Origin of the sequence: Leucobacter fengyongliangi, assembly GCF_050971685.1 — a bacterium.
Taxonomy (GTDB): domain Bacteria; phylum Actinomycetota; class Actinomycetes; order Actinomycetales; family Microbacteriaceae; genus Leucobacter.
Window position 1 is genome coordinate 104,775 of the sequence record NZ_JBPCEU010000011.1, and the last position, 20,077, is coordinate 124,851.

Annotated in this window: 21 protein-coding genes; 13 read left to right on the forward strand and 8 right to left on the reverse strand. The window is 61.0% G+C overall.

The window, feature by feature from the left end; all coding sequences use genetic code 11:
* Positions 1-59: 59 nt before the first annotated feature.
* Complete coding sequence (locus ACR0R4_RS09675; protein WP_433647164.1) at positions 60-989, reverse strand: COX15/CtaA family protein; 930 nt, start codon at positions 987-989, stop codon at positions 60-62.
* 263 nt (positions 990-1,252) lie between these two features.
* Between ACR0R4_RS09675 and sufB the strand changes: the two genes are divergently transcribed.
* The 6 genes from sufB (at position 1,253) to ACR0R4_RS09705 (ending at position 7,056) form a co-directional block, all read left to right on the forward strand.
* Positions 1,253-2,671 (forward strand): Fe-S cluster assembly protein SufB, encoded by a 1,419-nt coding sequence (sufB, locus tag ACR0R4_RS09680; protein WP_433647166.1) that lies wholly within the window; start codon positions 1,253-1,255, stop codon positions 2,669-2,671.
* Positions 2,671-3,861, forward strand: a complete 1,191-nt coding sequence (sufD, locus tag ACR0R4_RS09685) for a Fe-S cluster assembly protein SufD (RefSeq protein ID WP_433647168.1) — start codon at positions 2,671-2,673, stop codon at positions 3,859-3,861. Before sufB ends, sufD begins: the two co-directional genes overlap by 1 nt.
* The gene (locus ACR0R4_RS09690) at positions 3,858-4,190 is read left to right on the forward strand and encodes a non-heme iron oxygenase ferredoxin subunit (RefSeq protein ID WP_433647170.1); all 333 of its coding nucleotides are present in this window, start codon (positions 3,858-3,860) and stop codon (positions 4,188-4,190) included. The genes sufD and ACR0R4_RS09690 overlap by 4 nt, the downstream gene beginning before the upstream one ends.
* A complete protein-coding gene (gene sufC / locus ACR0R4_RS09695) occupies positions 4,187-4,954 on the forward strand; it encodes a Fe-S cluster assembly ATPase SufC (protein WP_433647172.1) in 768 nt (255 codons plus the stop codon). The genes ACR0R4_RS09690 and sufC overlap by 4 nt, the downstream gene beginning before the upstream one ends.
* A gap of 9 nt (positions 4,955-4,963) precedes the next feature.
* The gene (locus ACR0R4_RS09700) at positions 4,964-5,308 is read left to right on the forward strand and encodes a metal-sulfur cluster assembly factor (RefSeq protein WP_433647174.1); all 345 of its coding nucleotides are present in this window, start codon (positions 4,964-4,966) and stop codon (positions 5,306-5,308) included.
* Between the two features lie 125 nt (positions 5,309-5,433).
* A complete protein-coding gene (locus tag ACR0R4_RS09705) occupies positions 5,434-7,056 on the forward strand; it encodes an ABC-F family ATP-binding cassette domain-containing protein (RefSeq protein ID WP_433647176.1) in 1,623 nt (540 codons plus the stop codon).
* On the opposite strand, the gene ACR0R4_RS09710 is transcribed toward ACR0R4_RS09705, so the two are convergent.
* The 3 genes from ACR0R4_RS09710 to ACR0R4_RS09720 are packed head-to-tail and all read right to left on the reverse strand — an operon-like array spanning position 7,053 to position 8,514.
* Positions 7,053-7,904, reverse strand: coding sequence for an SURF1 family cytochrome oxidase biogenesis protein (locus ACR0R4_RS09710; RefSeq protein ID WP_433647178.1), 852 nt, complete (start codon positions 7,902-7,904; stop codon positions 7,053-7,055). The genes ACR0R4_RS09705 and ACR0R4_RS09710 overlap by 4 nt on opposite strands.
* On the reverse strand, positions 7,901-8,146 hold the full coding sequence (locus ACR0R4_RS09715) for a hypothetical protein (protein WP_433647180.1): 246 nt from the start codon (positions 8,144-8,146) through the stop codon (positions 7,901-7,903). The genes ACR0R4_RS09710 and ACR0R4_RS09715 overlap by 4 nt, the downstream gene beginning before the upstream one ends.
* Positions 8,143-8,514: a DUF3099 domain-containing protein gene (locus ACR0R4_RS09720; protein WP_433647182.1), complete on the reverse strand. Its 372-nt coding sequence runs from the start codon at positions 8,512-8,514 to the stop codon at positions 8,143-8,145. Before ACR0R4_RS09720 ends, ACR0R4_RS09715 begins: the two co-directional genes overlap by 4 nt.
* 121 nt (positions 8,515-8,635) lie before the next feature.
* Between ACR0R4_RS09720 and fabG the strand changes: the two genes are divergently transcribed.
* A complete protein-coding gene (gene fabG / locus ACR0R4_RS09725) occupies positions 8,636-9,346 on the forward strand; it encodes a 3-oxoacyl-ACP reductase FabG (RefSeq protein WP_433647184.1) in 711 nt (236 codons plus the stop codon).
* Positions 9,347-9,350: 4 nt separating this feature from the next.
* On the opposite strand, the gene serB is transcribed toward fabG, so the two are convergent.
* A complete protein-coding gene (serB, locus tag ACR0R4_RS09730) occupies positions 9,351-10,010 on the reverse strand; it encodes a phosphoserine phosphatase SerB (protein WP_433647186.1) in 660 nt (219 codons plus the stop codon).
* A gap of 74 nt (positions 10,011-10,084) precedes the next feature.
* Here serB and ACR0R4_RS09735 point away from each other — a divergent pair, with 74 nt between their 5' ends.
* Both ACR0R4_RS09735 and ACR0R4_RS09740 read left to right on the forward strand, forming a co-directional pair.
* A complete protein-coding gene (locus ACR0R4_RS09735) occupies positions 10,085-10,870 on the forward strand; it encodes an ABC transporter ATP-binding protein (protein ID WP_433647188.1) in 786 nt (261 codons plus the stop codon).
* Between the two features lie 109 nt (positions 10,871-10,979).
* Positions 10,980-11,228, forward strand: a complete 249-nt coding sequence (locus tag ACR0R4_RS09740; protein WP_433647190.1) for a type B 50S ribosomal protein L31 — start codon at positions 10,980-10,982, stop codon at positions 11,226-11,228.
* A 118-nt stretch (positions 11,229-11,346) separates the two neighbouring features.
* Here the strand turns inward: ACR0R4_RS09740 and ACR0R4_RS09745 are convergent, their stop codons facing one another.
* Positions 11,347-12,051 (reverse strand): exonuclease domain-containing protein, encoded by a 705-nt coding sequence (locus ACR0R4_RS09745; RefSeq protein WP_433647191.1) that lies wholly within the window; start codon positions 12,049-12,051, stop codon positions 11,347-11,349.
* Between the two features lie 74 nt (positions 12,052-12,125).
* On the opposite strand from ACR0R4_RS09745, the gene ACR0R4_RS09750 reads away from it, so the two are divergent.
* The 3 genes from ACR0R4_RS09750 to ACR0R4_RS09760 all read left to right on the forward strand — a co-directional run bounded on the left by ACR0R4_RS09750 (position 12,126) and on the right by ACR0R4_RS09760 (position 14,712).
* On the forward strand, positions 12,126-13,010 hold the full coding sequence (locus ACR0R4_RS09750; RefSeq protein ID WP_433647193.1) for an alpha/beta fold hydrolase: 885 nt from the start codon (positions 12,126-12,128) through the stop codon (positions 13,008-13,010).
* Positions 13,007-13,837, forward strand: coding sequence for a TrmH family RNA methyltransferase (locus ACR0R4_RS09755; protein ID WP_433647195.1), 831 nt, complete (start codon positions 13,007-13,009; stop codon positions 13,835-13,837). The genes ACR0R4_RS09750 and ACR0R4_RS09755 overlap by 4 nt, the downstream gene beginning before the upstream one ends.
* 77 nt (positions 13,838-13,914) lie before the next feature.
* On the forward strand, positions 13,915-14,712 hold the full coding sequence (locus tag ACR0R4_RS09760; RefSeq protein WP_433647197.1) for a phosphatase PAP2 family protein: 798 nt from the start codon (positions 13,915-13,917) through the stop codon (positions 14,710-14,712).
* 168 nt (positions 14,713-14,880) lie between these two features.
* Here the strand turns inward: ACR0R4_RS09760 and ACR0R4_RS09765 are convergent, their stop codons facing one another.
* Entirely contained in the window at positions 14,881-16,158 is a 1,278-nt protein-coding gene (locus tag ACR0R4_RS09765; protein WP_433647199.1) for a bifunctional alpha/beta hydrolase/OsmC family protein, read from the reverse strand.
* Between the two features lie 313 nt (positions 16,159-16,471).
* On the opposite strand from ACR0R4_RS09765, the gene ACR0R4_RS09770 reads away from it, so the two are divergent.
* Positions 16,472-18,517 carry a BCCT family transporter gene (locus tag ACR0R4_RS09770; protein WP_433647201.1) on the forward strand — a complete coding sequence of 682 codons (2,046 nt, stop codon included), beginning with the start codon at positions 16,472-16,474 and terminating at the stop codon, positions 18,515-18,517.
* Between the two features lie 204 nt (positions 18,518-18,721).
* Here ACR0R4_RS09770 and ACR0R4_RS09775 read toward each other — a convergent pair whose 3' ends face one another.
* Positions 18,722-19,978, reverse strand: coding sequence for an integrase catalytic domain-containing protein (locus ACR0R4_RS09775; protein ID WP_433645266.1), 1,257 nt, complete (start codon positions 19,976-19,978; stop codon positions 18,722-18,724).
* Between the last annotated feature and the right edge of the window lie 99 nt (positions 19,979-20,077).

Here is a 20,077-nt window from a genome sequence, read left to right on the forward strand (position 1 = left end):
TGGTGAAGAATGAACCGTTCGGGGTTCCCGCGGAAGGGTTCGGCAAGCGGCCACCGCGCTTAGTTGACCGAGTCCTCAGCCGACCTCCGCTTCAGGCGAAGAATGACGACCGTCTGTGCCGCGGCCGCGAGCGAAGCAAGCACCATGTGCACCCCAACGGCAAATGCGGGCAAACCGTTGCGGGCTTGATAGATACCCACCAGCACCTGTATCGCGACGACCAGCAGCAGGGCAACGAGCCAGGCCTTCGGCCGCAGGCCCCGGAGGATGGCCCAGATCACCAGGGACAGGGTCAGCGCGGTGAGCGCGTACCCGGGCCAGGCGTGAACGTGCGAGAGCCAGACAGCATCGAATCCGTTGCGGCCGACAGCCGAGTCTCCCGAGTGCGGGCCAGCGCCAGTTGTCAGAACGCCCACGAAGACGGTCAGTGCAAGCACCAGGCTGTTGACGTGGGTGAGGACAGCAAAGCCTCGCGGCACGATCAGCTCGCGCGGACCGGGTACCTCCCGCATTCTGACGAGGAAGGCGGCGGCCACACAGACAAGAACGAGTGATGCCACGTAGTGGAACCCAACGATGAGTGGGTTGAGATCCGTGAGTACGGTGATCCCTCCGACCACAGCTTGCGCCACGATCCCGATCAAGATCACTGCGGCCAGAGTGAAAAGGTCTCGGCGCTTCCGACGGATCCGCCAGACGAGGAGAAATACCAGCACCGCAAGGATGCCCAGCACTCCGGTGAGTGTCCGGTTGCCAAACTCGATGATCCCGTGGATCCCCATCTCCTCAGTCGGGACGAGCGACTCGGGGGTGCAGAGCGGCCACGTGGGGCACCCCAGCCCGGAACCGGTGAGCCGCACTGCTCCGCCCGTGGCGATAATGCCAACGTTTGCCACGAATGATGCCCACGCAAGCGTCGGAAGGAACCGGGGGAGAGCGGGTCTCGCCCCGGGAGCTGCTGCGCTGCGCGTGTGGCTCACTGTGGACACTGCGGTTTCCTTTCGAAAGGGAGCTTCCTTCGCTCAGAGCGCAACGACTCCGCCTGCGGATTCACATGCGGGTGAAGTACCATGGGAAGCTGAGCTTACGAACGGTGATCCGGCCTCGCTGTGGAGTGCACAGTCGGTCGGATCCGTCCGAAGCCCAGACTACTGCACCGTTGCAGGGAACCAGGTGGATGCCCCACCCCGCAAAACTGACATTGTCGGTGCAGTGCACGGTTCCCGAAACGAGACGATCGAGGGATGGAACGATGCCAGACGTGCTGATTGAACGGCCCGAGCTCGACAGCTTGGGAGTATATGAATTTGGCTGGCATGACAAAGACGAGGCCGGTGCTGTTGCTCAGCGTGGGCTCAGTGAAGCTGTTGTGCGCAATATTTCTGGCCTGAAAAACGAGCCTGAATGGATGTTGGAGCGCCGTTTGAAGGCGCTGCAGATTTTCGGCCGCAAGCCGATGCCGACCTGGGGAGCCGACCTCAGCGCGATTGACTTCGACAACATCAAGTACTTTGTGCGATCCACCGAACAGCAGGCCACCAGCTGGGAAGAATTGCCGGAGGAAATCAAGAACACGTACGAGCGTCTGGGCATCCCCGAGGCAGAACGCCAGCGTTTGGTTGCCGGAGTCGCCGCACAGTACGAGTCTGAGGTTGTCTATCATCAGATTCGGGAAGATCTCGAACAGCAGGGAGTGCTCTTCCTCGACACGGATACCGCGTTACGCGAGCATCCCGAGATCTTCAAGGAGTATTTCGGCACCGTGATTCCGTCCGGCGACAACAAATTTGCCGCTCTGAATACCGCGGTGTGGTCGGGTGGTTCCTTCGTCTACGTACCCAAGGGCGTACACGTTGAGATTCCGTTGCAGGCATATTTCCGTATCAACACGGAAAACATGGGCCAGTTTGAGCGCACCCTCATCATCGCCGACGAGGACAGCTACATCCACTACATCGAGGGCTGCACCGCGCCGATCTACAAGAGCGACTCGTTGCACTCGGCGGTCGTTGAGATCATCGTGAAGAAGAACGCCCGTGTGCGCTACACCACGATTCAGAACTGGTCGACGAATGTCTACAACCTGGTGACCAAGCGCGCGGTGGCAGAAGAAGGCGCCACTATGGAATGGGTCGACGGCAACATCGGTTCGAAGGTCACGATGAAGTACCCTTCGATTTACCTCACCGGTGAGCACGCAAAGGGAGAGACGCTCTCCGTCGCATTCGCGGGCCCCGGTCAGCACCAGGATGCCGGAGCCAAGATGATTCACATGGCCCCGCACACCAAGTCGTCGATTCTTTCAAAGTCAATTGCACGAGGGGGCGGCCGAACCGGCTATCGCGGCGAGGTGCGGATCGACGCGTCCGCGCACCACGCGGCCAACTCCGTGGTGTGTGACGCGCTGCTCGTCGACACGATTTCGCGAAGCGATACGTACCCGGCGATCGATATTCGCACCGACGATGCCGAGCTTGGACACGAAGCGACCGTGTCGCGCGTGAGTGAAGACCAGCTGTTCTACCTCATGAGTCGCGGGCTGGAAGAGGCCGAGGCGATGGCGATGATCGTGCGCGGCTTCATCGAGCCGATTGCCCGCGAGCTGCCGATGGAATATGCACTTGAACTGAACAAGCTCATCGAGATGGGCATGGAAGGATCCGTCGGATAATGACCGAAGCTGTAGCCACGAGAGAATCCGTTCAACACGGTTTCGTCGCCCACTCCGATGGGGGTCTCGACAAAAAGGTACCGGTACAGACCCGGTCTGAACGATTCACCTCAACCGATGTCTCCGACTTTCCCGTCGTCACCGGCCGAGAGGCAGTCTGGAAGTTCGCACCCGTCGCGAAGCTCGATGCCCTGTTGAACGGTGAGCTTGATGGATCGCGAATCCCGCTCGCGGTCACCAATGCCACGGGTGTATCGAGCGAGTGGATCGGGCGTGACGATGCTCGCATCGGTCGCGCTGGGGCCCCGGAAGAGCGAGCCGCCGCCGCCGCGTGGTCGGCCTTTTCCGAGGCCCACCTCATCACGGTGTCTAGCGAAGAAGCGGTGACCACTGTGGTCACGCGGTCAGAGCTCGGCACAGTCCCGCGTGCCGCGCACACCGTTATCGAGGCGAAGGCCCACGCCCGCGGGCTCGTGATCCTCGAGAACCGAGGTGCGGCGACTATCTCAGAGAACGTAGAGATCGTCGTGGGAGACGGTGCCGATCTCACTGTTGTGAGTATCCAGCAGTGGTCTGAGGATGCCCAGCACCTAGCAAGCCATTACGCGACGGTCGGTCGAGATGCTTCGCTGAAGCACATCGTGGTCTCACTGGGTGGAGCCATCGTGCGCGTGAACCCCACGATTCACTTGGATTCGCAGGGTGCCAATGGTGAAGCATACGGCGCGTACTTTGCCGACGCAGGGCAGCACCTAGAGCAGCAGGTCTACCTCGACCACAATGCCCCCAACACGCGCAGCCGTGTCAACTACAAGGGCGCGCTGCAGGGCCAGGGTGCACGAACCGTGTGGATCGGCGATGTGCTTATTCGCCGGACCGCCAGCGGCACCGACTCGTACGAGCAGAACCGCAATCTTACGCTCACTGAAGGCACCCGAGCGGATTCCATCCCGAACCTCGAGATCGAGACTGGCGACATTGAGGGTGCCGGCCACGCAAGTGCCACAGGCCGATTCGATGACGAGCACATTTTTTACCTGCAGAGCCGAGGCATCTCCGCCCAAGAGGCGCGCAAGCTCGTCGTGCGGGGATTCTTGCTTGAGGTCATCGGCCAGATCGGCAATGCCGAGACTGAAGAGCGACTGCAGACTGCCATCGAGGATGAGCTCGCGGAGGCAGCACACTCGTGACCAGGCAGAAAGCTCTCGCACTTAGCGACTTGACACAGGATCAGGCAGTGCGTGTCGTGATTGACGATGTTCCCATCGCCGTCGTGCTCGACGCGCAGGGAGAGGTGCACGCCATAGGCGATACCTGCTCTCATGGCCAGATCAGCCTCGCCGAAGGATTCGTTGAAGGCGATACCCTGGAATGTTGGGCTCACGGCTCTGCATTTTCACTCCGCACGGGTCAGCCCCAAAACCTCCCGGCCTACGAACCGGTTCCCGTGTATGCCGTCGAAATCGAAGACGGCCACGTATACATTGACCCCAGAGTTATGAAAGAGATCTCCGCATGAGTTCCGTACTTGAAATCAAGGATCTGCACGTTAGTGTCGACACCGAACAAGGCCCCATTGAAATTCTGAAGGGCGTGAACCTGACCATTCGTCAGGGCGAAACCCACGCGATCATGGGCCCGAACGGCTCCGGCAAATCGACCCTGGCATACGCGATCGCGGGTCACCCGCGATACGAAGTCACCCGCGGTTCGATTCTTCTCGACGGCGTCGAGGTCACAGAAATGGAAGTAGACGAGCGCGCGCGCGCCGGTCTGTTCCTCGCAATGCAGTACCCGGTCGAGATTCCGGGTGTGACGAACGCTAACTTCTTGCGTACGGCCAAGACCGCGATAGCGGGAGAGGCCCCCGCGATCCGCACCTGGATGAAAGATGTGAAGGCCGCGATGGAGGATCTGCGCATGGATTCCTCCTTTGCTGGACGCAACGTGAACGAAGGCTTCTCGGGCGGCGAAAAAAAGCGCAACGAGATCCTGCAGCTCGAACTGCTGAAGCCGCGGTTCGCCGTGCTTGACGAGACCGACTCTGGTCTTGACGTCGACGCGTTGAAGGTGGTCTCGGAGGGTGTGAACCGTGCGAAGGAGAGCACTGACCTTGGGGTGCTTCTCATCACGCACTACACGCGTATCCTTCGGTACATCAAGCCAGACTTCGTCCACGTCTTCGTTGACGGCCGCGTTGCAGAGCAGGGTGGACCCGAGCTCGCCGATCGACTCGAGGCGGAGGGCTATGACCGTTTTCTGCCCGAAGCCGTTGAGGCCTAGGCTGAGACCATGAACGAGACCGTGAAGATCACGACGATCGATCCCGAATTCCGCGAGCAGGCGATAGAGGCGCTTAAAAACGTCTCTGACCCCGAGCTGGGTGTCAATATCGTCGACTTGGGGCTGATCTACGATCTCGCCTACGACGAAGAGAACGACGCCCTGGTGATCAGCATGACACTGACAAGTGCCGGCTGCCCGCTGACCGATGTCATTGAAAATGACATCGCGGAGGCCCTCGACGGACTGGTGGTTGCCTTCCGCATCAATTGGGTGTGGATGCCGCCATGGACGCCCGAGCGCATCACCGAAGATGGCCGCGACATGATGAGAGCGCTCGGATTCTCGATCTAGGATCGAGATCAGTGGCAGCCCAGTGGGCTGTCACCACCTGAGTGCTCTGCCGGAGGCAGTTGGGCTTTTCCATCTAGTCATTTGCTTTTCCACGAAGGCCCGGGCCGCCCAGCCCGGGCCTTCGCATGCCACATGAAGTAGGAGTTCCCTTGATCACGGTCGAAAATCTCGCAATCGACGTTGGCGCGCGTCGACTGATGTCTGGAGTCACCTTTCGCGTGACTCCGGGCGATAAAATCGGCCTGGTCGGGCGAAACGGAGCGGGGAAGACCACGCTGACGCGCACCCTCTCTGGAGAACTCCAGCCCGCCGAAGGCAGCATCAGCGTTTCGGGCGAACTTGGGTTTCTTCCGCAGGATCCACGCACAGGCGACCCCGACCAGCTTGCCCGCCACCGGATTCTTGACGCGCGCGGATTGGGAACGCTGACTCAGCAGATCACTAAGGCTGCCGATGACATGGCATCTGAGGATCCTGCCATCGCCGACAAGGCAATGAAGCGCTTCGGCAACCTGACCGATCGTTTTCAGACGCTGGGTGGCTACGCGGCGGAGGCAGAAGCGGCTTCGATTTCCAACAACCTGGGTCTTCCTGACCGTGTGCTCGACCAGCCGCTGGGCACTCTGTCTGGTGGTCAGCGACGTAGGATCGAGCTCGCACGCATCCTCTTCTCCGATGCCGACACGATGATCCTTGACGAGCCCACGAACCACCTCGATGCGGACTCAATCGTGTGGTTGCGTGAGTTCCTGAAGAGCTACCGCGGGGGAGTGATCGTGATTAGCCACGACATCGATCTCGTCGGTGACACTGTGAATCGGGTGTTCTACCTCGACGCAAACCGCCAGGTTATCGACATCTACAACATGGGATGGAAGCTCTACCTGCGTCAGCGTGCGGCCGATGAGGAGCGCAGACGCAAAGAGCGCACCAGCGTCGAGAAGAAGGCTTCGGCACTGCAGCAGCAGGCCGCGCGCTTCGGCGCGAAGGCATCAAAGGCCGCGTCCGCCCATCAGATGGTCGCCAGAGCCGAGAAGATGCTCTCCGGGCTCGAAGACGAGCGTCAAGTGGATCGCGTCGCGAAGCTCCGCTTTCCCGACCCTGCGCCGTGCGGTAAAACACCGCTCATGGGGGAGATGCTCTCAAAGTCCTACGGATCGCTCGAGATCTTCGCCGGTGTTGATCTCGCAATCGACCGAGGCTCCAAGGTCGTGATTCTGGGCCTGAACGGCGCGGGCAAGACCACCCTCTTGCGAATCCTGGCCGGGGTGGACGAACCCGACGCAGGCAGCCTGATTGCGGGACACGGGCTCAAGGTTGGATACTACGCGCAGGAGCACGAAACGCTCGACGTGAAGGCCAGCGTGCTCCACAACATGGTGTCGGTGTCGCGACACCTGACGGAGACTGAAGCTCGTCGGGTATTGGGCTCGTTCCTGTTCACGGGCGACGACGTGCACAAGCCCGCGGGTGTGCTTTCCGGTGGCGAGAAGACGAGGCTCGCCCTCGCGATGCTCGTGGTTTCGAGTGCCAACGTACTGCTGCTTGATGAGCCCACGAACAACCTCGATCCAGCGAGCCGCGAGGAGATCCTCGATGCCCTCGCGAACTTCACGGGAGCGGTCGTGCTGGTCTCGCACGATCCGGGTGCAGTTGAGGCGCTCAATCCCGAGCGCGTGCTGATCATGCCAGAGGGCACCGAAGATCACTGGTCGAAGGAATACCTCGATCTCATCGAGCTCGCCTAAACGTCGAGCAGGGCATCTTCGACGTCGGCATCGCTCGGGCCTCGCCGCCGTCGCCGTTCGGCGCGTCGAGCGTCCTCACGAAGGACGGATGCGTCGCCAGCGTTGAGGTTGCGGTACTCCTGTCGCGCGGCATATGCCACGCCAATGATGGCGATCAGGATGAAGACGTACCACTGCAGCGCGTATGAAAGGTGCGGTCCTTCATCTCGTTCCGGCTTCGCCGGGAGGATGCCAGTGTTGCCCGATGGAGTTTCTGACACGAGCTGTCCGTACGCTCCGGTGAATACACGGTCGGAATTCAGTTGCGACCCCAGTTCGGTGAGGTTGATGCTCGCTACCGACCGACCCGAGGTGCTCCTCCCGAAGATCTCCGGTTCGCTCGCTCGCAGTCGCGCCTCTACGGTGACGAGACCGTCGGGCGCCTCAGGAAGGTTCGCCGGAATCTCATCGGCACCGGCAACGGGAACCCAGCCGCGATCCACAAAGAAAACTGTGCCATCGGTGAGTTGCAGCGGCATGATCATATTCGAACCGACACCCTCAGCCGCGGGTCGATTGCGAGCGAGAAATGGCTCGCCGATGTACGTGCCGATCGCCTCGATCGTTTGCCACTTCAACTCGTCCTCGTCGAAGTCGCTGAGACCAGTGACGGCTTCTGAGAGGGGGATGACCGGGGCATCGTAGTTCGCGTCGATACGCGCGATCTCGGCCCGGGCTTCCGCTCTGCGATCGAATTGCCAGTTGCCAAACCAGACGCACGCAAGGGAGAACAGGATCAACATCGCGAGGTACCCGAACCAGCGCCTGCTGCGCAGGAAGTTCCATCCGACGGTCCGCGTGTCAGTCACTCCACTATCTCCTCACCGCTAATCGGTGAGACCTCAACCGGGAAGGACCGGGTCGTGAGGTAGTCACGCAGGAAATCAAGGTGCTCATCGCACGCCAGCCAAGTCTTTCGGCGTTCCTCGCCGTGAATTTTCGGGTTTCGCCAGTGGATCGCGGCAGTCGCACGCTCCCGACACGCGGCGCGCGAGCACTCGAGTATCTGTGGGGTGTTGGCGCCAAGCGACACCGTGAGCACACCGCTCACGTGGAATCACCGCTCTTGCGTCGCTCGGCCGGTGCGTCGATGACGATGAGGGTCGCTGGCGACTCCGGGGTCCCAGCCCGCGCAGTGCCGGCTTCAGACGGAGCACTCCCCGTGAGCTCCAACGGTGTCGGTGCTTCAGGACGGTCGCCATCACCGCCGTGGTCGACGGCGTTGGCGACGAGAACCGCAAACCAGGGCAGGATGACGGAACCCGCGGCGGCCACCAAGATCCACCAGCCGCGCACCCAAAAGAGTGAGGCAATGCACACCACCCGCAGACTCATCGCGATGAAGTACATGCGCATGCGACGCGCACGATCTTCGGCCGGGGTCACCCCTGCCGAAGTCACGCTGTATTGCTCAGACATGCGCCTCGTCTCCGTTCACTCCTAGAGTACCGCCCCGCACTGAGTGCCCGGTGCGAGCAGACCTCGGGAAGTGTCGAGTTCCTCTAGGCTGATCAGAGCATTCGACGGAAGGATCCACCCGATGAACACCCCTCGTACCGTACTCGTGACCGGCGGCAATCGCGGCATCGGATATGCCATCGCAGAACGGATGATCGCGGACGGGCACCGCGTGGCCGTGACCGCGCGCTCGGGCGAGGGCCCGGTTGGCACACTGACGGTGCGAGCCGAGATGACCGATTCGGCGTCTATCGATGCCGCGTTCTCAGAGGTCGAGCGCGAACTCGGTCCGGTCGAAGTCGTCGTGGCAAACGCTGGGATCACTAAAGACACACTGCTGCTGCGGATGACGGAGGAAGAGTTCACGAGCGTCATCGATACCAATCTCACCGGCACGTTTCGCGTAGTTAAGCGCGCGGCGAAGGGCCTGTTGAAGGCTCGATTTGGGCGAGTCATTTTGATCTCGAGCGTGGTCGGACTGTACGGCTCACCCGGGCAGATCAACTATTCCTCGTCAAAAGCCGGACTCGTGGGCTTCGCTCGGTCGCTCACTCGAGAACTGGGTTCGCGCGGTATCACCGCGAATGTGATCGCCCCCGGTTTCATCGAAACCGACATGACCTCGGAGCTTCCGGAAACGCAACAGAAGCAGTACCTGAGCTCCATTCCGGCCGCGCGCTTCGGTCAGGTCTCTGAGATCGCCGCCGCCGCCTCGTGGCTCGCTGGAGACGAGGCGGGGTACATCTCGGGGGCTGTCATTCCGGTCGACGGTGGCCTCGGGATGGGCCACTAGAGCCTTACGGGGTCTCGAGCAACCTGTCGAGCAGCGGGATTGCCCGCCGCAGGTCGTCTTCGATCGCCACATCAGCGAAGTCAGTAACAACGGGCTTCGCGTTGAACCCGACCGAGAGCGCGGCGACTTCCATCATTTTGAGGTCGTTCGCGCCGTCACCGATGGCAACCGTCGAGCCCCAGTGGATCCCTTCGGCCGCAGCCCATTCCCGCAGGGCATCGGCCTTCGCCTGCGCGTCGATGATCGGGCCCGTCAGTCTTCCTGTGAGCTTCCCGTCGGCGACCTCCAGGCGGTTCGCGCGCCAGTAGTCGAGGTGCAGGTCTTGGGCGAGCGGATCGAGTACCTCGTGAAAGCCCCCCGAGACCACCCCAACCTTGCCGCCCCGAGCGTGCACCTCGGCGACAAGTTCGTGGATCCCGGGTGTCGGCCTCACGCGCCGATAGGTCTCCTCGAATACCGACTCGGGCACACCTGCCAGCGTCGCCACCCGCTCTCGGAGGCTCTCTGCGAAATCGAGTTCCCCGCGCATGGCCCGCTCGGTCACTTCGGTGACCTGCTCGCGGGTGCCCGCGGCATCGGCGAGGAGCTCGATGACCTCATCTTGAATCGTCGTTGAATCGCAATCGAGTACCACCAGGGGGCGGGGAGTGGGGGAGAGGGTCATGCGTCCAGTGTAGAGATCGCACACGCTGTCATCGCGCACCAACCGGGAGCATCTGACTGAGTAGGCTTGCAGCTATGGTCAATGTGCTCCGGTTTACCGATGTTTCCTACGTGCGGGGCGGTCGTCCCATCCTTGACGGGGTGAACTGGGAGGTTGACAGCTCAGAGCGCTGGGTGGTGCTCGGCGCGAACGGTGCTGGCAAGACCACGTTGCTGCGGATCGCGACCGCCAATGACTATCCCACCTCGGGCACGGTCGAGGTCCTCGACCAGAAGCTCGGCACCTTTGACATTTGGGAGTTGCGTAACCGACTGGGGTTCGCGTCGACCGCGACGGCCCGTCGCATTCCCGCAAGCGAGACTGTGAGGAATCTCGTCCTGACCGCTGCCTATGCGGTTGAGGGTCGCTGGAACGAGTCGTATGACGACTATGACTTCCGGCAGGCTGATCGCATCGTCGCCGAATGGGGCCTCACAGAGTTGGCAGACCACCCGTTCGGCACCCTTAGCGATGGGGAACGCAAGCGCGCGATGATTGCCCGTGCGGTGATGACCGATCCCGAGTTGCTCCTCCTTGACGAGCCGAGCGCGAGTCTTGATCTGGGCGCGCGTGAGCGTCTCCTGCAGATGTTGTCAGGGTTTGCGCAATCGCCTGACTCGCCGGCCATGATCATGGTGACCCATCACGTGGAAGAGATTCCTCCCGGGTTCACTCACGTCCTCATGCTAAAAGATGGCAAGATTCAGGCATCGGGGCCCATTGCTCAGACGCTCACCGCCGAGTCGCTGGGTGAGACGTTTGGAATGCGTTTTGATTTGAGCGTTGAAGGCGGTCGCTTCGCCGCGGTTGCGCGCGTTTAGCGTGGACGCACGAATCAACCCTCGTATCTGCTAAAGTAGAGTTTTGGCACATCACGGCTAAAGACTTCGTGCGCTCTGCGCATCAATCACCGACAGCATAAGGACACCCATGAAGACCGAGATCCACCCCGAGTACAACGCCATCGTGTTTCGCGACCTGGCTTCGGGCGAGACGTTCCTCACCCGTTCCACGCTCACCAGCAGCAAGACCATCGAGCTTGATGGTGCGACCTACCCGGTGATCGACGTTGAGATTTCGAGCGCCTCGCACCCGTTCTACACGGGCAAGCAGCGCATCATGGACTCGGCCGGTCGCGTCGAGAAGTTCAACAAGCGCTTCAAGGGCTTCGGGGCCTAAGCACGTCCTCGCCACTCAGGCGGGAGACGCAACAAGGCGGGCAACACCTTCGGGTGTCGCCCGCCTTGTTGCGTCTGGACTCGGTGCAGGGGTCCCAGTGCGGTAAGCCGCCCGAGGTTCAGCCCTCGCGGATGGGCCAGGCACCGTCAGCCACGAAGCTGACGTCTTTGACTCGTCGCATGTACTCCTGGAAGCTTTCGGCCTGTGCGGCCGCCCAGCCGATCTGAGCGTCATGTACCGCGAGAATCTCCTCCGGAAGAACTTTGGCGTACTTGCGCGCGATCGCTTGCGCCACGCGGCCCGCCGCAATCGCGTCTTCCCCGGCATCGTGCGCCGTGCCGAGTTCCACCTCGTAGTGCGCGGCGACAACTTCGAGCGTGCGCTTTCCCTTCCGGAATCGGTCGAACTGCTTATCGAGGATCAGTGGATCGATCACGGGGGAGACCGCGCCCGGCCACGTCACTCCGTGCCGAGCTGATTCGGCACGGAGCAGGCTGAGATCAAACGGCGCGTTGTAGGCCACCACGGGAAACCCCCGCTCAAGCATTGCGTGAAGCTGCAGCACGATCTGTCCCACGCCCACGTGGGCCTGGACACCGCTCGCCCGAGCCACCTCGGTGGTGATGCCGTGAATGCGCGCCGCCCCCTCTGGAATTTCGATGCCGGGATCGATCAGCCAGTCGTACCGTTCCTTTACCTCGCCAGATCCACCGATGAGTGCAATGGTTGAGCTCACAATGCGCGCACTCGAAGTGTCAACTCCGGTGGTCTCAGTATCGAAAACGGCCAGGTTTTCAGCCCACAAGGGCAGATAATCGGTCACGGTGCTCCTCTTCCTCGTTCCCGATGCTACCGGCAGGCACCGACATCGGTGGGCCGGACGGCTACACTCGACACGTGACCGACGCATTGCCAGACCTTCTCATTCCTACCCTTGGAGCTGACACCCGAGCGTGGCAGTATGGCGATCCGGGCGGCGCTCCGATGATTCTGGTGCATGGATTTCGCGGTGATCACCACGGGCTTGACCTGCTCGCGCGGGAGATCGCTCGACGCTCACCCGGAGTCCGCATCATCGTGCCCGATCTCCCCGGCTTTGGTGCCACCCCGGCGCTCCCTCGGCGCATACACGATCTCAATCTCTACGGTGAGTGGCTGCGCGAATTTGCCCTCCAGGTAGCCGGCGATCGTTTCGCGATACTCGGGCACTCATTTGGCTCGTTGGTGGTCGCAAACTCGATCGCGGGTGGCCTGGCTCCCAGTAACGTGATACTCATCAATCCAATTTCTGCCCCCGCTCTCGAGGGCCCGCAGGGTGTGCTGACGCAACTCGCCACCTGGTACTACCGTGCCGCCGATGCGCTTCCCGAGCGCGCGGCGCGTGGCCTCCTCGGGCATCCCATCATCGTGCGTCTGATGAGCGAGGTCATGGCAAAGACCCGAGACCGCGAACTCCGAGCCTGGATCCACGGTCAGCACGACACCTACTTCAGCATTTTCTCTGATACAGGTACCCTGCTTCAGGCGTTCCAGGCTTCTGTGTCGCACACCGTCGTTGAATACGCTGCTGCGCTGACCCAGCCCACCCTGCTCATTGCGGGTGATCGCGACGACATCACGCCACTGCCAGAGCAGCTATCGCTGCGCAACCGCCTCCTCGACGCGCGCCTGCGCATCGTCCCGGGAGTGGGCCACCTCGTGCACTACGAGGCGGTGGATCACGCAGCGGCCGAGATTCACTCGTTTCTCATTGCGCTCAGTACGACGGGGGAGCGGGTGTGAGGATCCACCAGATCGACAGCATCGACGCTCCCGAGCTTGCCGACTATACGCAACTCACCGACGTTGCGCTGCGTCGGGTGCGGGAGCCAGCCGAGGGGCTCTACCTCGCAGAGTCACCCAAGGTCATTGAACGCGCGTTGCGCGCTGGCCATCAGCCACGCTCGGTCCTAATCCTGCAGGAGTGGCTGCCCCGAGTTGAGCCGTTGCTCGAGAGATTTCCCGAGGTGCCGGTCTATGTCGGAACTGACGCGCAGCTTGAACAGCTCACCGGGTTTCACATGCATCGGGGTGCACTCGCGTCCATGCACAGACCTCAGGAACTCGATCCGCTTGAACTCCTGAGCCGCTCAGCTCGCGTTGTCGTGCTTGAGGACCTTGCCGATCACACCAATGTTGGCGCCATTTTTCGGTCGGTCGCGGCGCTTGGCGCGGATGCGGTCTTGCTCACACCCGCCTGCGCGGATCCACTGTATCGTCGCTCGGTCCGTGTGAGCATGGGTGCGGTGCTGCAGGTGCCGTGGGCACGGTTGCCCGACTGGCGCACCGCCGGCCCGATGATTCGAGATGCCGGATACGATCTCGTAGCGTTTGCGCTCCGGGAGGACGCCGAGGACCTCGCTGACTTCTCACACTCGCTGCCGCCGCGGCTCGCGCTGATGTTCGGTACCGAGGGTGAAGGCCTCAGCCGCAGGGCACTGGCCGCAGCGATCCGGAGCGTCGTCATCCCGATGGAACACGAGGTCGACTCACTCAACGTCGCAACCGCCGCCGCGGTGGCACTCTGGGCGGTTCGCGCGGCTGACCGCGCACACCCAGAAATTCGATAGCCGACGGCCGTAGGCTGCAGGCGACGACCTCGTCGCGCTGAGCGATCGAGACGGGGGAGAGGAGGGGAGCGAACGGGATGGGTATGCACCGTGGCCGCGCCCTGGCCTACGCGCTCCTTGCGCTCGTGTTCGGCGGATTGTCGTACGCAGTCGGCGTGGGCAGCCTGCTGGGTCAACGCGCTGAGGCAAGCGTGCTCGAGGCGGCAAGCTTCAGCTACGATCCGCCAGCGCCGCTGAGTCTTGTCTCTATTCCCGCTGTAATAGTGGCACTGGTGCTGATCGGCGCGCTTGCACTGTGGGCACACGGAGCGCGTCGCGCACTCGCGGTGGTGATTTTTCCGACGATCGCGATCGTGACCTCCCAACTCCTGAAGCAGCGGGTTCTGGAGCGTCCCGGGCTCTTCGAGTTCGACGCCGAGAACACCTTTCCCAGCGGGCACATGACCGTGTTCACTGTTGTGAGTGCGGCACTCATCTGGGCGGTACCGCGCACGCTGCAGCCCACAGCAGCCCTCCTTGGCGCGATCTTGACCGGGATCGCCGCCTGGCAGCTCCTCGAATATGGGTGGCACCGCCCGAGTGATCTCGTTGGAGCACTGTCACTCGGTGTGCTGGTGTTCGCGTGTGCCGCGCTGATCCGCGTGCGGAGTAGTCGCACGTTGCCTCTAGCGCCGGGCCGAGTGTCGTATGCGGTGAACAAGATTCTCGGAGTGCTGCTCGCAATTGTCGGCGCGACGTTGGTGGCGGGCGGCCTGGCACTGACGGTCGCCGCCGGCTGGTTCACCTCCGCGGAGTTAATGATCTCGGGCGCCCAGGTGGCCGTGATCGGGGCAAGCGTACTCGCTTCGCGCGCGTACGTCGCCCTCAGCGCGTAGCGCAGTCACGGCCGGCCAAGCGATAAGCGATCGAGAGGCCACATGCGGTGATTGCCGGGCTCACGCGACGTTCGATGATCTCGGCCAGAGCGTTTTACTCATGACCCTTGACCTTGCCTAAGTGTTGATAATCTATATTATGTCAGCTCGAGTTCTTCTTTGGTGCTCTCACCCAGGCCGCCACGCGCTTTGTTCCTGCGTCAGCGTCGTCGTAACTGCGACACTCCCCTCGAGCGTCCGGTGCACCGGGCAACGATCCGCAATTGAAAGCAATGACTCGCGCTGGTCGCTCGTCAACTCGCCTTCGATGGAGATCACTCTCTCAATATGGTCAACTTGGCCTGTTGTCTTCTCGCAGGTCGCACAGTCCTCTGCGTGTATACGCGAGTGCCTGAGTGTCACGCCGATTCTGCCGATGGGCCATTTCTTGCGTTCTGCGTACATTCTGAGCGTCATAGAGGTGCAAGCGCCCAGTGCCCCGAGCAAGTATTCGTAGGGTGACGGACCAGAGTCTGCGCCGATCGGGTGTGGCTCATCTGCGAGCTGAGAGTGGCGTGAGGTAGTCACCACCTGGCCGTATGGACGATAGCCGCTCTCCCCTACGTGTACGACACCCTCAGGTAATGACTCTGCTGAACCGCCGTGAACCATGGCCGGGAGCGAACTATCCACCTTCGGGAAGTATCGAGCCGCCCACACCGCGATGACCTCGGCGGCAAATTCAGCGTCAGCGGGCCGCGTGAGGAGATGATTGGCCTCGTCAAGGGCAATGAAAGACTTGGGGTGAGGTGCCGCATCAAAAATCTGCTGTGCGTGCTCGATCGGCACAATCCGATCCGTTGGAGAGTGCATGACCAGAAGCGCTGGGGCAAGGTGACTGATCTGGCCGCCCAACCGCTGGCCTTCTATGTCCGTGAGGAATTCCTGGCTCACCTGGAATGGTGTTCCGCCCAGATCGATCCAGGCGGCGCCGGTTGTCTCGATCTCCGTGACCTTCTCCTCGAGAACTCCCAAGACATGGCGTGGATCTGCTGGAGCACCAATCGTGGCAATTGCGCGCACTTCGGGGATCTTCTCCGCCGCTGCGAGCACCGCCGATCCCCCAAGCGAATGCCCAATCAAGAGACTCGGTGCTTCGAAGCGCAGGCGAAGAAAGTCAGCCGCTGCGACAAGGTCGTCAACGTTCGTCGAGAATGTCGTGTCGGCAAAATCGCCACCGGAGTGACCGAGCCCCGTGAAGTCAAACCGCAATACCGCGATGTCATGTTTTGTAAGAGCGCGAGCAATCCGAGTCGCAGCAACTGCGCCCTTCCCGCATGCGAAGCAATGCGCGAAAAGAGCGTATGCGCGCGGATTCCCGGGAGGCAACTCTAGCCGGCCAGCGAGGGTATCGCCCTGTGCGCCAGTGAACGTGGTTGGTTTCACCGAGGAACTGGTGCTTGTCATACCACTCCATCCGCCAGGTTTGCGAGTTGGTGTCAGCATACTCCGAACCCTGGAGCCCACCGCAGGCACCCGTCTCGCCCCGAGCAAGCTTATTGAAAAGCCTGGGCTTCACGTTCGCGAACGGCTCAGTATCTCAAGCACATGAACACACAGCTCGACATGACACTGGACACTGCTCTTCGGCAGGCGTGAACGGGAACGTATTGCACGAAGACTTGGCTCTTGCTAGCTTCGGTGACCTACAGAGATACACGGCCGCCTGGCCAAAATGAGGAAAACTGTAACGCCCTCAACACAACAGATTAGGCGAGACATGCACGATCAAAACGACAAGTCAGAGCCAAAGAACGCAGGTGTTGCTCCCCCGGACCATACCTCGCCGGGTCGAAAACCCCGGCGAAATGCCCCAGATACGCTTGTACCGGTCATAGATCCACCACACCCGGGTTTGATCCCTGGGATCGGAGTTGAACACACCGGAGTTCGCTTCCCGACGAACTGGCCAGTTCTGGGAATCGCTGTGGCGCTGACTGTCGCTGTGCTTGTCTGGGCTTTCCTGGCCCCGGAACAAATCTCCGAAGTGGGATCCGCGTCTTTGTCCTGGGTGACAATCAACTTCGGTTGGCTGTTTGGGGCCCTCGCGATTGCCATCACGCTCTTCATGCTCGCCGTAGGTTTTGGCCGCACAGGGGGAATTCGACTCGGTTCCGATGATGAGGAGCCCGAGTATTCCACAATGTCGTGGATCTCTATGTTGTTCGCTGCCGGCCTCGGGATCGGACTGCTGTTTTACGGGCCTCTTGAGCCGCTCACTTATTTCCTCAACCCTCCCCCAGGGGTGCGCGCCGACCCGGGCAGCAGCGCCGCTGAATTGCCGGCAATGGCTCAGACGATGCTGCATTGGGGTCCAATCGCCTGGTCGTTCTATGCGCTAGTGGGTGGGGCCATCGCCTACAGCGCGTATCGTCGAGGCCGGGCACCTCTCATATCTGCCCTCTTCGAACCAGTCTTCCCCGGATCATCACATCGGATACTCGGCCGAATCATCGACATTTTTGCCATTATCGTCACGCTGTTCGGCACCGCGGTCTCACTCGGAATTGGTGCTCTGCAGATCGAAAGTGGATTCCTCAAGGTCACGGGGCTCCCCCCGATGGGCAAGATTTTCATTGTTGGCGCGATGGGAATCCTCACGGCACTCTTCATTGCGTCAGCTGTCTCCGGGATCAAGCGTGGTATTCGAGCACTTTCAAATACCAATATGGTCCTGACCGGTCTTTTGGGGCTGTTTGTCCTCATCGCGGGGCCCACTGTCTTCCTGCTCAACCTCGTGCCCGCGTCAATCGTTGATTTTGTCAATCAGCTTGGAACAATGCTGGCTCGAAACCCCAATCAAGGCGAGGAAGCTTCCGCGTTCATGGCTTCTTGGACCACCTACTACTGGGCCTGGTGGGTGTCGTGGACCCCGTTTGTGGGAATGTTCATCGCCAAGATTTCTCGTGGGCGAACCCTGCGGGAGTTTGTCCTGACTGTCGTGCTGGTTCCGTCAGCAATCGTGTTTTTGTGGTTCGTCATCTATGGCGGCACCGCGATGTATTTCACCATTCAGGGTGAGGATCTGCTCGGCGGTGGATCAGGTGAAGAGGTTCTCTTCAATCTCTTCCAATTGCTTCCTTTTGGTCTGCTGACCTCTATCGTTGCAATGATCGCCATCGTGGTGTTTTTCGTCACCGCTGCCGACTCAGCCTCAGTGGTTATGGCGTCAATGTCACAGGGTGGCAGACCTAAGCCCTCGACTTCAGTGACGATCCTATGGGGGCTTCTGTTGGGACTCATCGCCATTTCGCTCCTGCTAGCCGGCGGCCAAGACGCACTTTCGGGGCTGCAATCGCTCATGGTGGTGTCAGCTCTCCCTTTCGCTTTCGTTGTGATTGGGATCATGATTTCCTGGGCAAGGGATCTGCGAACCGATCCGTACATCATTCGCAGCAAATATGCGCGTGCAGCGATTGCACAGGGCGTTCGTCGGGGAATCGACGAATACGGGGACGACTTTGTATTCGAAGCGAGCGCAGTGCCTTCCGATGAGGGCGCCGGTGCCGGTTTCGATAGTGATGATCCCTCACTCGTAGATTGGTATGTGGATGCCACTACAGGACCCATCTCAACCGTTTCACCCAAGGACGTTGAACGAACGCTAGAACCAGGAAAGATTCAGCCCGCTGGACCCGAGAGGCCCGACCACACGGCCTCCGGCGACTCCTCGTTGACCGTTGGTGAAATTCATCGGCTTCGCCGCCAGGCACAAATTGTGCAGGAGGAGTCGACCGATCCACCGGGGCATTCGAGCAACCAATAATCGACCCGCTACTGTGCGGGGCGCCAACCAATGGGAGGCGCGCGAAAGAAGCTCGTTCAAAGCTATCTGTAGCAATGCATTGACCGCAGCTCCATTGCCCGAGTTCGCTCCACGTAGACTTATCTCAACCGAGGAACCTCATATAAATATGCCCGCGAAACACCACCGGTGACTCACATAAGAATGCCCGCGTAATTCTCGAGCTTAGCTTGCCTGTTTCCTGCTCGCGCGGGCCGGCTTGACCCCGGCTGCCGCGTTTGGTGCTTTCGCGAGTTCGATCGCTTCGAGCGTGCGAGTCTTCTCGGCCGCGAGGTAGGTGAGGCGCTGCTGGATTCGGTCGATCTCGCGAGCGATGTGGGCCGGGTTCAAGCTGTCACGGTACCCGGTCAACTCGGCGGTCTTCTCGGCGCTGAGCACACCGGAACGCTGGAGCCGGTCGAATGGTGTCGCGAGCTCATCGTAGACACGTTTACGGCGCCCCCTTTGATCGGTCGCCCAACCGATGGGTTTCTTCGTGGGGGTGAGGAAATTATGGCGATCGTTCACCAGCGGCCATAACTCGTTCAATAGCTTCAGCAGAGGCGCGGTGTCGTACCTCCAGTAGAACGCGTACCGGCGCACGATCTGATTGTTTTTCGACTCGATCGTGGCCTGATCATTCTTCTTGTACGGCCGGGACCTCGTGAAGTAGATGTCAAGTTCTGCAGCCCAACCGATGACGTCGTAGTTGATGAACTCGGACCCGTTATCAAAATCCACCCCGGTCACCTCGAACGGCACTTCGCTGATGAATCGGTCGAGGGCGTCACGAATGTGCAGGTGTGCGTTGTTCCGGATCGAGCGCGTGTACGTCCAACCGGTGTGCATGTCGGTGAGATCAACACTGCGACAGAACTCACCCTTCAAGACGGGCCCGCAGTGTGCGACGGTGTCGCCCTCGAAGAACCCGGGTACGGCCTCGATCTCGTCACCGGCTTTCCTGATCGTGATCGAGTTCCGCAGCAGCGGGCCTGGCGTGGTGGTGGCGATCCCGCGGAGTGGGTCCCTCGCGCGGGCTGGGGCGAGGTAGCGGTCGATCGTGGCCGGTGACATTGCCAGCAACTCGTCCGCGACGTGGTGACTGTACCTGCCCCGGCCTGGGACCAGTTCGCCGTGCGCTTCCAGCAGCATGAGTTGGAGTTCCATTGACGCGGCCAAGTATTTCCCGCTGATCCCGCCCGCGAACGCCCACACTTTCTGCAGCACTTTCAACGCGTCATGTGAGTACTTCAGCGGGCGCGGCTTACGTTGCCGGGCCCCTACCCGACGCGGTTTCAGCGCAGCTTGTAACTGTCTGCGCGCGTTGTCTCTGGACCAGCCCGTGATCGCGCATACCTCGTCAAGGAGACGGCTCTTCTCCTTCTTGGCCGCTGCGGCATACTGCTTCGCGAACTTTCGTGTGATCTCGTGTCTGGCACGCATTGATAGCCCACTTCCCATGAAACTGATGATTCCGTTTCGCGGGCATTTTTACGTGATGCACCGGAAGTGTTTCGCGGGCATATTAGGTGAGGCACGTCG

Bases quoted from the DNA above. Each gene is read 5' to 3' on its own strand.
- sufB (WP_433647166.1), top strand. From the start codon at position 1,253: ATGCCAGACGTGCTGATTGAACGGCCCGAGCTCGACAGCTTGGGAGTA.
- sufD (WP_433647168.1), top strand. From the start codon at position 2,671: ATGACCGAAGCTGTAGCCACGAGAGAATCCGTTCAACACGGTTTCGTC.
- sufC (WP_433647172.1), top strand. From the start codon at position 4,187: ATGAGTTCCGTACTTGAAATCAAGGATCTGCACGTTAGTGTCGACACC.
- ACR0R4_RS09700 (WP_433647174.1), top strand. From the start codon at position 4,964: ATGAACGAGACCGTGAAGATCACGACGATCGATCCCGAATTCCGCGAG.
- ACR0R4_RS09705 (WP_433647176.1), top strand. From the start codon at position 5,434: ATGCCACATGAAGTAGGAGTTCCCTTGATCACGGTCGAAAATCTCGCA.
- ACR0R4_RS09720 (WP_433647182.1), bottom strand. From the start codon at position 8,514: ATGTCTGAGCAATACAGCGTGACTTCGGCAGGGGTGACCCCGGCCGAA.
- fabG (WP_433647184.1), top strand. From the start codon at position 8,636: ATGAACACCCCTCGTACCGTACTCGTGACCGGCGGCAATCGCGGCATC.
- serB (WP_433647186.1), bottom strand. From the start codon at position 10,010: ATGACCCTCTCCCCCACTCCCCGCCCCCTGGTGGTACTCGATTGCGAT.
- ACR0R4_RS09735 (WP_433647188.1), top strand. From the start codon at position 10,085: ATGGTCAATGTGCTCCGGTTTACCGATGTTTCCTACGTGCGGGGCGGT.
- ACR0R4_RS09740 (WP_433647190.1), top strand. From the start codon at position 10,980: ATGAAGACCGAGATCCACCCCGAGTACAACGCCATCGTGTTTCGCGAC.
- ACR0R4_RS09760 (WP_433647197.1), top strand. From the start codon at position 13,915: ATGGGTATGCACCGTGGCCGCGCCCTGGCCTACGCGCTCCTTGCGCTC.
- ACR0R4_RS09765 (WP_433647199.1), bottom strand. From the start codon at position 16,158: ATGACAAGCACCAGTTCCTCGGTGAAACCAACCACGTTCACTGGCGCA.
- ACR0R4_RS09770 (WP_433647201.1), top strand. From the start codon at position 16,472: ATGCACGATCAAAACGACAAGTCAGAGCCAAAGAACGCAGGTGTTGCT.
- ACR0R4_RS09775 (WP_433645266.1), bottom strand. From the start codon at position 19,978: ATGCGTGCCAGACACGAGATCACACGAAAGTTCGCGAAGCAGTATGCC.